We start from the raw sequence: 12,821 nt of genomic DNA on the forward strand, positions 1-12,821 counted from the left end.
GCCGGTTGGCGGATAAACTGCCGTTCACAGTAACAGTTCTTTACAATATTTGGTAAGGTGGGTGAGTGCCTGCCTGTCAGCAGACAGGGCTGAAACCATTCGCCGGTTGGCGGATAAACTGCCGTTCACAGTAACAGTTCTTTACAATATTTGGTAAGGTGGGTGAGTGCCTGCCTGTCAGCAGACAGGGCTGAAACCATCCGCCGGTTGGCGGATAAACAGCCGTTCGCAGTAACAGTTCTTTATAATATTTGGTAAGGTGGGTGAGTGCCTGCCTGTCAGCAGACAGGGCTGAAACCATCCGCCGGTTGGCGGATAAACAGCCGTTCGCAGTAACAGTTCTTTATAATATTTGGTGGGGTGGGTGAGTGGCTGAAACCAGCAGTTTGCTAAACTGCCGTACGGGTAACCGTACCGGGGGTTCGAATCCCCCCTCCACCGCATAATGATATTTTCGGGGTGTAGTCTCGTCAGGTATGACGAGACACCTGGTTTGGGACCAGGGTAATCCTTTTTGACATAATGATATTTTTGGGGTGTAGTCTCGTCAGGTATGACGAGACACCTGGTTTGGGACCAGGGTAATCCCTTTTGACATAATGATATTTTTGGGGTGTAGTCTCGTCAGGTATGACGAGACACCTGGTTTGGGACCAGGGTAATCCTTTTTGACAAAGTAATTTTTCGGGGTGTAGCGCAGTCCGGTTAGCGCACCTGGTTTGGGACCAGGGGGTCGCAGGTTCGAATCCTGCCACCCCGACTACTTAAGGGAAGCATTTGCTTCCCTTTTTTATTTTCCGATATTTGTGTTTTTACCCTGATTAATCCAAATATCTTAGTTATGCTGCCTAATTGTCCTCTTTGCAAAAGCCCCTCTAACTATTTACATACTCATTTAGTACGCGATTATTTTACTTGTTCACGTTGTAGGTCAGCATTTGCCGACCCAAGCAATCACTTAAGCTATGCCGATGAGGAGAGCCGCTACCTTGAGCACAACAATGATGTGTTCGATGTGGGCTACAGAAAATTTGTGAAGCCAGTTACTGATACAGTTCTCAATAACTTTTTACCCTATCACCACGGATTAGATTTTGGTGCTGGACCAGGGCCTATCATATCCCAAGTGCTAAAGGAGAGTGGATACTCCATTGAGCAGTTCGATCCATTTTTTTGCAATCGGCCCGAAGTGCTAACGAGGCAGTACGATTATATAGCTTGCTGCGAGGTGATTGAGCATTTTCACAATCCCTACAAAGAGTTTGTTCAACTTAAATCGATGCTAAAGCCAGGTGGAATGCTTATTTGCATGACCGATATTTTTTATGATGATATAGATTTTGCCAAGTGGTACTACAAGAACGACCCCACCCATGTGTTCTTTTATCACCCAATATCAATTGAGTTTATTGAGGCAGAGCTTGGCTTTGCCAAATCTAATTTATGCAAAAGGTTGATTTGGTTCAAACGTTAAGCGACCTATAGTTCCTTCCAACCCGTTAGATTTAAAAGATTGGAGAACATAGAGAAATCATTATTCTCCATAAATGGGTATTCAACCTTTGATAGGTACAACCCCTGTGGGTAAGCCGATTTGTTATAACGAGGCGTTGAGCTGTTGTTAAGGTACGATACAAACTCATCAGTTGAAATGAGTTTAGTGCCAACATTTATCAGCTGTTGTACCATCATTCTAATCATTCCCTGCAAAAAGCGGTTCGATTTGAACTGGAAACGAATCATCTTACCACCGTCCATAGTAAACAGTCTGGCCTGCGAAACGTTACAAGTGGTGCTCTTGTGCCGACTTGGGCATCGGCAAAAGTTTACAAAATCACTATGCAGAGGGATAGCGACAAGGGCTTGTTTGATGATATCTAGATCAAAGTCTTGCGGATAGTAGGCACTAAGCTCGCTAAGGTGCGGATCTTTTTGCGTGTGGATAAGGTAATTGTAGGTGCGAGATGTGGCGCTGAACTGTGCGTGCGTGCTGTTATCAACAGGTATTATCTGATGTATGGCGATATCATCGGGTAGCATCTTGTTTAACCGAAACAATATGTCATTATTGGGCTTTGTATCTATATCGAAATGAAAAAAGAACTGGCTTGCATGCACCATTGCATCTGTTCGCCCACAGCCTATACATATCGTTGGCGTGCCTAGGAGCTTGCTCATACATTCCTCCAAAACCTGCTGAACGGTTATTGCCGTGGGTTGGCGTTGCCAGCCGCTATAGCTGTAGCCTTTGTAGGCTATTTGTGCAAAGTATCTCAAGTTAATAGTGGTTGAATTGCTAATAAAGCACGAAAATAAGTGAAAATACCAGTAAACAGCTGTAGATTTGCAGCTATTATTTTTCTAAAGATGATAAGGAAACTACTTGATTCGCCATATTTAGCTTATATCGCATTGGTTTTTGGCATTATTTGTATTGGCTTTTCGGCAATATTTGTGAAGTTGGCCAACGTGCCGGGTTCGGTGTCAACTTTTTACAGGATTTTTATTGCTGGCCTAGCCATAACCCCCATATGGATTTACAAGGGGAGTAAAGTGCCTCCCAAGCGCGATTTGTGGCTAATATTTATTGGAGCTGTGTTCTTTGCATTTGACCTTTTCCTTTGGAATACTGCCATATTGCTTACCTCCGCTGCAACAGCTACCCTTTTGGCCAATAATGCGCCGGTGTGGGTTGGACTTATTTCCCTGGTTGTGTTTCGCGAGCGTTTGGCTGCTAAGTTCTGGTATGGTTTGCTGCTGGCACTATTGGGGCTAAATATCCTTATTGGCCTCAGGGCCTGGCAAACCATGGATTTTAACTATGGCGATATTCTTTCAATTGTTGCAGGGTTTTTCTATGCATTGTACCTTCTATTCACCTTCGATTCGCGCAAAAGGGTCGATACCATTACTTTTATGACCTTCTCCATCTTTTTTATGGTGATTCTTCTGTTTGTGGCCAACCTGCTGATTGGTAATCCTTTTGTTGGATACTCATTGGGCACTTGGTCTGCCCTTGTGGGGTTAGGGCTTGTAGCCCATTTTGGTGGATGGATCTCCATAAATTATGCGCTGGGACATCTAAAGGGTACCAACGTATCGGTTACCCTGCTTTCACAATCGGTAATCACTGCCTTGTTGGCCATTCCACTTCTAGGCGAAGGGCTTAGCCTAAACCAAATTGTAGGCGGATTACTAGTTCTAAGCGGAGTTTACATTGTAAACCGGAGGAATAAGTAGTTACGATCCTAGGTACTGGCTTATCTTTTCGTAAAGTTCTTTAGCATCAATAGGCTTGGTGATAAACGCATTGCAGCCCGCTTCAAAAGCTTTCTCCGAGTCGGACGAAAACGCATGGGCCGATTGGGCAATTATTGGTAGGCTTTGTCTAAACTTACGAATCTTTTTGGTTGCTTCCAGCCCATTCATCTTGGGTAGCTTGATATCCATAAGCACTAGGTCGATGCTTTTGTTTTCCCTACATTGCTTTACAGCCTTTTCACCGTCATCAACGCTAATTATGGAGACACCTGTGTCGGCTAATACCTCCTTAAGGAAGAATTGGGTATGCACGTCGTCCTCAACTACCAGTATGGTTTTGCCTAACCAATTGCTTGCTGTTTTACTACCTGTGGTTTTGCTGCTCGATTTGTAATCAGCAGGGGAGTAGGGCAGTGTTACCCCAAAGCACGACCCCTTACCAACCTCCGATTCAACCCAAATACTTCCTCCCATTAGTTCCACAAAACCCTTCGATATTGGCAAGCCTAGCCCAGTTCCCTTTCGGCTATCAACCGATGAGCCCTCCACCTGATGAAAGCGTTCGAATATTTGTGAAATATTCTCTTTTGCGATTCCTATACCTGTATCCCTTACTGTAAATTCAAGTGTCGATTCATCCTTGAGTGAGTACGACACTTCAATTGTTCCCTCCTTGGTAAATTTTATGGCGTTTACCAGCAGGTTGGTTAGCACCTGTTGTAACTTAATCTCATCGGTTATGACTTTGCTTTGAGGTGGAGCTAGTTTGTGTGTGAATTCTAACCTAACATTCCTAGTGCTTAATGTAGGTGTAAGGGTACTAACTACATTTTCTATCATAGTATTTAGGTCAACCTCCTTGGTGCTTAGGGAAACCTGACCCGACTCTATTTTGGAGATATCAACAATATCGTTAATTATCCCTAGGAGTTGCTGGCTATTGGTGTTTATTATATCAACATATTCCGATCGCTTCCTCTCATCGAGCGTGCTGCGTTCGAGCAACCTCGAGAACCCACAAATGGCATTCATTGGCGTGCGGATTTCATGGCTCATATTGGCAAGGAAAGTCGATTTGAGCTTGTCGCTCTCTTCGGCTTTGGCTTTGGCCGTTGATAGCTCTTCGTTTAGCCTACGGTACTCCTTGTTCTGCTCCTCAATCTCTTGGGCTCGTTGCTTTAGTAGTAGCTCAGCGTTTTTTTGTTCTGTAATATCGGTAATTGTACCAATGTAACCAGTTATAGTCTCCCCATCCCACTCTGGTTTTGCAAGGCCTAGCACCCACACTATTCGACCATCGGGGCGGATGAAACGGTACTCTGCAGTTGATTGAATCCCTTTACTCGTTCGTTCTTTCCAATTATTCCTAACTAACTCCTTATCGCTTGGGTGAACTGCATTAATCCATCCATCGCCTAAGGCTTCACCGTATGGTAGTCCGGAAAGTTCGCACCACTTTGGATTTACATAGGTTGTGTAACCATCGGCCCGCGTTCTGAATATCCCCACAGGAGACATCTCTGCAAGGGTTTTGAATAGCAGCTGGCTTTCATGCAGTGCTTTCTTGGCTTTCTTCTGCTGCGTAATGTCTTCGGCAAAAGCACATATAAATTCCTCGTTGTCAAATACTAGGTAGAACGACTTAATTACCTTGTCGAGTTTTCTGCCACCCTTGGTTATATGCACTGTTTCGAATGCTGGTACTTCATGGCGTTTTAGCTCGTTAAAATGATCTTCGTAGCTATTGCCGTAAACTGGATCAAAAAGTTTTACGCCCCCCTTGGCAATCTCCTCGCTGGAATAGCCTAGGCTACTGTAAACCGAGTGGTTTGCATATTCAACCTGACCATTAGGCTTAATTAGGTATACCTCTTGTCGTGCATTCTCCACCATAAACCGAAACTTTAGTAGTTCCTGTTCAGTATGTTTGTATTCCTGAACTAGCTTCTCTAGCTTTAGGTTTATGGCCTGTATCTCTTTATTCTGCTTGTTTAAATGTTTGGTGCGGATGTTTATTCTATGCCTTAGTGTGATGATAAAGGCAATGCCTGCGATGGTAACTGCGGAAACAATGAAACCAATAAGCAGAAATATTTTCCTGTAATTTCTTTGATGAATTGGGCGAATCCACTCCTTAATACTGCTGTAATAGGCCGATTCCGAGTCATTCTTGAGATCCATCATATGGTTATCGAATGCCATTACCACTTCATCCTTTTGGTTTTTGGGGAAAGCAAAGAATGTGTACGATGGCCTAAGAATTAGTGATGATGGCCAGATGTTGTTTTCTCTTTCCTTTGAGAAGTAAAAGAATCGGGAGGCAACAATTACATCAACGTGGGTTTTGTTAAGCGCGTCAACTGTCGATGCGTAGTCAGCAAAAGAAACCACATCAAAATTAATGTTAAACTTACTTTTAACCTCTTGCCGAATAAATTCTTCCTGAATTGACCCCTCGAGTACAGCAACCCTTTTACCCTCTAGCCCCAGAACCGATTCGAGCGGGGAATTACTTGGAACAAATATCTCAATCCAGTCGTCAATAACAAAAATCTGGTTAAGCCTAAAGCGTCTAGCTCTTTCCTCCGAGAAGGAAACATCGAGTAGCACATCAATCTCAAAATTCTCAAGCTTCTCAATGTTCTCATTCCATGTCCCGTGGATATACTCCACAGTCCACCCCTCGCGCTTGGCAATTTCGTTCATCACATCAACCAAAAACCCCTTTGGCGTACCCTTCTCATCAACAAATACCTTGGGATGATTTTGGTAAATACCCACCTTTAGACTGGTTGCAAAGGCCGTTGGTGAGCCTGTAAACAGTATTATTAGAAGTATAATAAGGTTGACTAATCGTGTGAATACTTTCATTATCATCAATCTATTTCGTGCTAAAATAGTAATTGCCATAGATTATTGGGTGTAAAAGTGACAAAAAATGATTTGTTTCTGGAAAGATTCGTCATTATTTCGTATTTTACGGGTAAAAATAGGTGCTTATGTACAACAAGATTATTATCAATATTAAGCCTATGGGCTTTATGTGGGATACGGTTGATCCGTTCCTTTTTTGCGTTCATCATTACGATTTGTACCCCAAAGGTAACGATGAAATGGGCCCCGATGCTTCCCTTGCTGGTCGTAACATTGGGCAGGACTTTACCCTGAAGGATGGATGGCGAATGTACCATGGCGATAGGGTACCAGGATTTCCTGCTCACCCGCATCGTGGGTTCGAAACCGTTACCGTTGTTCTCGATGGTTTTGTCGATCATTCCGACTCACACGGTGCTTCAGGAAGGTATGGACAGGGTGATGTGCAGTGGATGACCGCAGGTGCTGGGCTTCAGCATTGCGAGATGTTTCCGTTGGTGCATAAAGAGAAGGATAATAGTACAGAACTTTTTCAGATTTGGATTAATTTGCCCCAATCGCGCAAGTTTTGCGATCCGCACTACAAAATGCTATGGGCCGACGATGTTCCAACGGTACAATTTAAGGATGATGCAGGCAGAAGTACTTGGGTAACGCTGGTTGCAGGATCGATTGCTGGCAAGCAGGCTCCTGAGCCAGCACCCGATTCATGGGCAGTTGACCCAGCCAATGAGGTGGCCATTTGGCCTGTAAAGATGGAGCCTGGTGCCAAGTGGGTGATTCCTGCTGCGTCTCCACAGGTTCGTAGGATGTTGTACTTTTATAAAGGATCTACCATTAGGATAGCAGGCCTTGATATTGACCCAATGAATTCCGTTGAAATGCTTGCCGAGCAGGATGTGGTTGTGGAGTGTGGCAATTCGCCTGGGTTTATGCTGATGCTTCAGGGAATGCCAATTAATGAGCCTGTTGTTCAGCACGGCCCATTTGTAATGAATACCCATCAGGAGATTCAGCAAGCCATTCATGATTTTCAAAGAACACAGTTTGGCGGATGGCCGTGGGATCGGTACGACCATATCCACCCACGCAACAGCGGCCGATTTGCCAAGTATGCCGATGGGAAGGAGGAAACTCCTTAGGCATGAATAGTCAACGTTTATATGCGCTGCTAGGAGCTCTTGTGTCCTGGTTTGCTGTACTTTCGCAGTTTATCACCACCTACTTGAGTGTTGAAGCAACACCTTTGCTTGCCTCTCTGGGTTTGCTAAACTACTTCACAATACTTACAAATGTGTTGGTGGCCATATCTTTTACCCTTATGGCTTTAGAGAAACAGAATAGGTTGTTTTCCCATCCAGAGAGCCAGACGGCTATTCTGGTCTATATTCTGGTTGTTGGCATCGTATACAGTGCCCTTCTTCGCAGTACCTGGAACCCACAGGGCTTTCAGAGAGTTGTTGATGAGCTACTGCATACCGTTGTACCCCTATACTACTTGATATATTGGTTTGTATTTACTCCAAAGGCTGACATTAAGTACTTGCAGATAACACGTTGGCTTGTCTACCCGGCTTTATATTTGATCTACTCACTGGTTAGGGGTGCTGCAACGGGGAAGTTTCCATACCCGTTTCTAAATGCTGCTAGCCTAGGGTGGGGTAATGTACTTTTTGTTTGCCTTGTGTTAACTTTGTTCCTTATGGGGCTGGCTTTTCTATTTGTGTTTATTGGGCAACGGTTAAGCACCAAGAGGGACCCAACAGGAAGTTATTTTGAATAAGGCACTGGAAATACAAAAACCCACTGATTATCAGTGGGTTTTTGTAGCGAGAGGCGGGCTTGAACCGCCGACCTTCCCGATTGCAAATCGGGACGCTCTAACCCCATGGGTCGCTGCTGGGTCATTTTCCCCCTGCTATAAGGCGTTCAATGTACTGCCTGCTTTTCATCCGCTTGATCTCGCGCTCACGCCTAAGGGCAGCCTCCTTGCAGTCAGGCTGTTGTGTCCACGCCACACGCCAGGGCCTATAGGGCTTGGTCGAGGGGGTTGCGCCCTCGTTATGGCGCTTAAGCCTAGCTGGCACGTCCTGGCAGCTGCCCACGTAGTAGCGCCCATTGAGCTCGCTTTCCAGAATGTAGGTGAAGTAGTTCATACTCTGAATGGTAACGTGTGCTGTATGTCAAATTGTATGTACAACAAAAAACCACCTACCTCGCTAAGCGCTGTAAGTGGTTGATTGCTAGTGTAGCGAGAGGTGGGCTTGAACCGCCGACCTTCCCGATTGCAAATCGGGACGCTCTAACCCCATGGGTCGCTGCTGGGTCATTTTCCCCCTGCTATAAGGCGTTCAATGTACTGCCTGCTTTTCATCCGCTTGATCTCGCGCTCACGCCTAAGGGCAGCCTCCTTGCAGTCAGGCTGTTGTGTCCACGCCACACGCCAGGGCCTATAGGGCTTGGTCGAGGGGGTTGCGCCCTCGTTATGGCGCTTAAGCCTAGCTGGCACGTCCTGGCAGCTGCCCACGTAGTAGCGCCCATTGAGCTCGCTTTCCAGAATGTAGGTGAAGTAGTTCATTCTCTGAATAGTAACGTGTGCTGTATGTCAAATTGTATGTACAACAAAAAACCACCTACCTCGCTAAGCGCTGTAAGTGGTTGATTGTTAGAGTAGCGAGAGGCGGGCTTGAACCGCCGACCTTCCCGATTGCAAATCGGGACGCTCTAACCCCATGGGTCGCTGCTGGGTCATTTTCCCCCTGCTATAAGGCGTTCAATGTACTGCCTGCTTTTCATCCGCTTGATCTCGCGCTCACGCCTAAGGGCAGCCTCCTTGCAGTCAGGCTGTTGTGTCCACGCCACACGCCAGGGCCTATAGGGCTTGGTCGAGGGGGTTGCGCCCTCGTTATGGCGCTTAAGCCTAGCTGGCACGTCCTGGCAGCTGCCCACGTAGTAGCGCCCATTGAGCTCGCTTTCCAGAATGTAGGTGAAGTAGTTCATACTCTGAATAGTAACGTGTGCTGTATGTCAAATTGTATGTACAACAAAAAACCACCTACCTCGCTAAGCGCTGTAAGTGGTTGATTGCTAGTGTAGCGAGAGGCGGGCTTGAACCGCCGACCTCGTGATTATGAATCACGCGCTCTAACCAGCTGAGCTACCTCGCCATCAAATTTGCGGGGCAAAAGTATGAAATATTTTTTATCTCCCAAACGTTTAAGTGAAAAAATAAACCATTGAATTTTCTGGCATACTTTGTTCTTTCTTGGTTGTTATTAACACACAACCTTTTGAGATGTTAATAAAAAATAGAACTACGATATAAATTTTAGCAAAAAATAGCCTATATTGCAGAAAGGATGAATTGAAATAATTGATTGTTTCCACTTGTTGCTGGGAGCTTTTCGTAATTGCAGAGATATGGAAAATGTAGATGTGAATAACAAAATTGAGCTTGAGTTTACCCTTAACACCTCGCAAAATATTCTTTTCAATAGGTTAAGCACACCCTCTGGTTTATCGGAGTGGTTTGCCGACGATGTTAATCTTAATGGAGATATTTTCACCTTTATTTGGGACAACTCCGAGAGCCAAGCGCAGATGGTGCATAAAAAGGAGAATAAGAGCATTAGGTTCCGTTGGATTGATGATGGCACGCCAATAGACGAGGAGGCCTACTTCGAATTCCGAATTTCCCCCGATGAGATTACCGGAGGTGTTGCTTTATACGTAACAGAACAGCTGGTTGATAACGATTTGGAAGATGCCATCTCGCTTTGGAACTGCCAAATTGCTGAACTCAAACGTATTCTTGGTATATAGCCCAGCTGCACTGTCTATAGCTATACACGCGCAGTGTATCGATTTGCCGATGCATTGCGTTTGTTTTTTATTATTTAGCTTATCAAATCTTGGTTTACACTCAATTTTCCTATTTTTGCCAACAGTTTAATCGTTGTTAAAGTGAAAAAGCTGCATTGGTTCATTCTCCGATCCTACCTAGGGCCTATGGTCATGACTTTCTTTATCGTCATGTTCATACTGCTAATGCAGTTTTTATGGAAATATATCGACGATCTGGTGGGGAAAGGGCTCGACGTTCACGTGATTGCAGAGCTGCTTCTGTATGCCTCCGCTAGCCTTGTGCCAATGGCTCTTCCATTATCTACCCTGCTGGCTTCCCTTATGACGCTCGGAAACCTAGGCGAGAACAACGAGCTGCTTGCCATGAAGTCGGCAGGTATCTCTTTACCCCGTATTATGCGTCCGCTAATTGTTGTTACTGTGGTTATCTCCATGGGGGCCTTTTTCTTCTCCAACAATGTTTTGCCCTATACAAACCTAAAGATGAGTACGCTCATTTGGGATGTCCGTCAACAGCGTCCAGAGCTACAAATTAGGGTAGGCGTTTTTAATGATGATATTGAGGGGTATAGTATAAAAATTGCTGATAGGGATCCCAAGACTAGCCTCATGCGGAATGTGTTGATATACGATCACCGATCGAAAGAGGGCAACCTAATGGTTACCGTTGCCGACTCGGGATATATGCATATTACCAACGATGAGAAGTATATGGTGATAACCCTCTACAATGGTTATACATACGAAGAATTGCTCGAGAGTCGTGCCGTTAGGCGAACCGATAACAGGAAATTTCCCGCACGTAGGAATTCGTTCGATGAGCAGGTGGTTCTGCTCGAACTTCAAGGATTTGGTTTGGAACGGAGTGGAGACGACCTGTTTAAAAGTAGCTTTCATGCGCTTAATCTAACCCAACTATCAGCAGCTCGCGACTCGCTGAGTGCCGAGATTGAGAAGCGTAAGGAAACAGCGATTAATAATCTATTAAAACACTCCCTATTTCAGAATCCATTTCATCTGTCGCGTGATAGCTCTGCAATTGTAACCTATACCTTCGATAAGGACTCACTTTTTAACCGATTGCCCCCCAATGTGCAGGAGACTACATTGGCCAGAGCCATTTCATCGGCTCGTGCAGCTAAGAGTTCTGTTAGTACAGCTGCAACCGATTTAAATAATCGGAGTAAGCATATGGTAAGGCATACCATTGAGTGGCATCGAAAATTTGCACTGTCCTTTGCCTGCTTTGTATTCTTTTTTATTGGTGCACCACTTGGTGCAATTATCCGAAAGGGTGGCTTGGGTATGCCCGTGGTGGTGTCGGTGCTGTTCTTTGTGGTGTACTACGTAATATCGTTATCGGGCGAAAAATTTGCTCGTGAGCTTATTTGGGATCCTCACCTAGGGATGTGGGTTTCATCGTTCATCCTTTTACCGCTGGGCGTTTTCCTTTCGTACAAAGCAACCACCGACTCAGTAATTATGAATGCCGATTTTTATATCAATGCATTCAAAAAGTTTATTTCCTTCAATAGGAAAGCTAGGCAGTTTTTCAAGCAGTCATAGATGAGAATACTTATTTTAGCCAATAAGATTCCCTTTCCGCCCCGAGATGGCGGCGCTCTCGCAACCCATAACATGATGGTAGGCCTAGCCAAGGCTGGGGCACAAATTACCCTGCTGGCTATGCGTACACCAAAGCATCCGGGCATATCAGGGGGGGGGATGGAAGGAGCGCAAGAACCCATAGAGATAAAGGTTGTTGATGTTAATACAAGAGTATCACCAGTTAAGGCTTTGGTTAACCTTCTGTTTTCCCGTAAACCATACAATGCGCAGCGGTTTGTGTCGAAGAAGTTTGCTAGCACTATTGCGCAAACCCTCACCCAGAACCAATTTGATTTGGTGCAGCTCGAAGGGCTTTACCTAGCACCCTATATCAATCTGATTCGCAAGCATTTTGGCGGCCCAATAGCATTGCGAGCCCATAACGTGGAGTGGGAGATATGGCATAGGGCTTCGCAAAATCAATCGAATCCGATTAAGCGTTGGTATTTTTCCAACTTGGCTAAACGCATAAGGAAAATGGAGCAGCATGCATTAAAGCATATCGACTGGTTGATTCCCATAACAGCTCGTGATGCTCAAATGCTTCAGCAAATGGGTTTTCAGGGAAAGGTGTTTGTTAGCCAGGTGGGCTACGATTTAAGCCTTGCTGCCGATAATGGTGAAAACTCCAATTTTGAGCATCCCTCAATTTTTCACATTGGTGGATTGGATTGGCTACCCAACCAGGAGGGTATCATATGGTTTCTGAAGCATTGTTGGCCACTTATTCAAGCAAAGTTCCCCAACACCCGATTTTACATTGCAGGCCGAAATGCTCCCCAATTGCTCGTAAAACAAATACTTGAGCACCCCAACGTGATTTATAGTGGCGAGGTTCCCAGCGCAATAGAGTTTATAAGGTCGAAAGGAATTATGGTGGTGCCAATACTAACAGGTAGCGGAATGCGCGTTAAAATTGTTGAGGGCATGGCGCTTGGTAAGGCCATCATAAGCACCACCATTGGGGCGGAGGGTATTGATGCCCACAACGGAAAGCAGATACTAATTGCCGACTCGCCAGACGATTTTGTAGTTGCCCTTGAGAAGCTATTGCACAGCAAGCAAAGCATAGTTGACATGGGAGCGCGAGCAAAGGCCTATGCTCAATCGCATTTTGATAATAATAACCTTACGAACCAGCTTCTAAATTTTTTCATCAAGAATATTCAATAATAGGTTGTTAAGCATCTGCGCTAAACATTCGTTAGGGCTAA

The 12,821-nt window shown here is 45.1% G+C and carries 12 protein-coding genes and 5 tRNA genes; 9 read left to right on the forward strand and 8 right to left on the reverse strand.

What is annotated here, in order from left to right; genetic code table 11:
- The first annotated feature begins 354 nt into the window (after positions 1–354).
- The 3 genes from G8O23_RS05540 (at position 355) to G8O23_RS05550 (ending at position 1,474) form a co-directional block, all read left to right on the forward strand.
- Positions 355–441 (forward strand) — tRNA-Ser (locus tag G8O23_RS05540).
- Positions 442–685: 244 nt separating this feature from the next.
- Positions 686–760 (forward strand) — tRNA-Pro (locus G8O23_RS05545).
- 81 nt (positions 761–841) lie between these two features.
- On the forward strand, positions 842–1,474 hold the full coding sequence (locus G8O23_RS05550; protein ID WP_166362633.1) for a class I SAM-dependent methyltransferase: 633 nt from the start codon (positions 842–844) through the stop codon (positions 1,472–1,474).
- A 5-nt stretch (positions 1,475–1,479) separates the two neighbouring features.
- Here G8O23_RS05550 and truA read toward each other — a convergent pair whose 3' ends face one another.
- Entirely contained in the window at positions 1,480–2,277 is a 798-nt protein-coding gene (gene truA / locus G8O23_RS05555; protein WP_166362635.1) for a tRNA pseudouridine(38-40) synthase TruA, read from the reverse strand.
- A 90-nt stretch (positions 2,278–2,367) separates the two neighbouring features.
- Here truA and G8O23_RS05560 point away from each other — a divergent pair, with 90 nt between their 5' ends.
- Positions 2,368–3,240 carry a DMT family transporter gene (locus G8O23_RS05560; protein WP_166362637.1) on the forward strand — a complete coding sequence of 291 codons (873 nt, stop codon included), beginning with the start codon at positions 2,368–2,370 and terminating at the stop codon, positions 3,238–3,240.
- Here the strand turns inward: G8O23_RS05560 and G8O23_RS05565 are convergent, their stop codons facing one another.
- Positions 3,241–6,132, reverse strand: coding sequence for an ATP-binding protein (locus G8O23_RS05565; RefSeq protein WP_166362639.1), 2,892 nt, complete (start codon positions 6,130–6,132; stop codon positions 3,241–3,243).
- 128 nt (positions 6,133–6,260) lie between these two features.
- Between G8O23_RS05565 and G8O23_RS05570 the strand changes: the two genes are divergently transcribed.
- Together G8O23_RS05570 and G8O23_RS05575 are read left to right on the forward strand one after the other, a co-directional pair.
- Positions 6,261–7,277 carry a pirin family protein gene (locus tag G8O23_RS05570; protein ID WP_166362641.1) on the forward strand — a complete coding sequence of 339 codons (1,017 nt, stop codon included), beginning with the start codon at positions 6,261–6,263 and terminating at the stop codon, positions 7,275–7,277.
- Positions 7,278–7,279: 2 nt separating this feature from the next.
- Complete coding sequence (locus tag G8O23_RS05575; RefSeq protein WP_166362643.1) at positions 7,280–7,918, forward strand: Pr6Pr family membrane protein; 639 nt, start codon at positions 7,280–7,282, stop codon at positions 7,916–7,918.
- A gap of 44 nt (positions 7,919–7,962) precedes the next feature.
- Here the strand turns inward: G8O23_RS05575 and G8O23_RS05580 are convergent.
- From G8O23_RS05580 to G8O23_RS05605, 6 genes are all read right to left on the reverse strand, one after another.
- A tRNA-Ala gene (locus G8O23_RS05580) sits at positions 7,963–8,033 on the reverse strand.
- A gap of 6 nt (positions 8,034–8,039) precedes the next feature.
- Complete coding sequence (locus G8O23_RS05585) at positions 8,040–8,291, reverse strand: GIY-YIG nuclease family protein (protein ID WP_166362645.1); 252 nt, start codon at positions 8,289–8,291, stop codon at positions 8,040–8,042.
- 170 nt (positions 8,292–8,461) lie between these two features.
- Positions 8,462–8,713, reverse strand: coding sequence for a GIY-YIG nuclease family protein (locus tag G8O23_RS05590; protein ID WP_166362645.1), 252 nt, complete (start codon positions 8,711–8,713; stop codon positions 8,462–8,464).
- A gap of 93 nt (positions 8,714–8,806) precedes the next feature.
- Positions 8,807–8,877, reverse strand: a tRNA-Ala gene (locus G8O23_RS05595).
- A gap of 6 nt (positions 8,878–8,883) precedes the next feature.
- Positions 8,884–9,135 carry a GIY-YIG nuclease family protein gene (locus G8O23_RS05600; protein ID WP_166362645.1) on the reverse strand — a complete coding sequence of 84 codons (252 nt, stop codon included), beginning with the start codon at positions 9,133–9,135 and terminating at the stop codon, positions 8,884–8,886.
- A 93-nt stretch (positions 9,136–9,228) separates the two neighbouring features.
- Positions 9,229–9,302, reverse strand: a tRNA-Met gene (locus G8O23_RS05605).
- A 253-nt stretch (positions 9,303–9,555) separates the two neighbouring features.
- Between G8O23_RS05605 and G8O23_RS05610 the strand changes: the two genes are divergently transcribed.
- The 3 genes from G8O23_RS05610 (at position 9,556) to G8O23_RS05620 (ending at position 12,780) form a co-directional block, all read left to right on the forward strand.
- Entirely contained in the window at positions 9,556–9,957 is a 402-nt protein-coding gene (locus G8O23_RS05610; protein WP_166362647.1) for an START-like domain-containing protein, read from the forward strand.
- Between the two features lie 141 nt (positions 9,958–10,098).
- Positions 10,099–11,565, forward strand: coding sequence for an LptF/LptG family permease (locus tag G8O23_RS05615; protein ID WP_166362649.1), 1,467 nt, complete (start codon positions 10,099–10,101; stop codon positions 11,563–11,565).
- On the forward strand, positions 11,566–12,780 hold the full coding sequence (locus G8O23_RS05620) for a glycosyltransferase (protein WP_166362651.1): 1,215 nt from the start codon (positions 11,566–11,568) through the stop codon (positions 12,778–12,780).
- Positions 12,781–12,821: the final 41 nt, after the last annotated feature.

The sequence above is a fragment of the Perlabentimonas gracilis genome, assembly GCF_011174675.1.
Lineage (GTDB): Bacteria > Bacteroidota > Bacteroidia > Bacteroidales > Tenuifilaceae > Perlabentimonas > Perlabentimonas gracilis.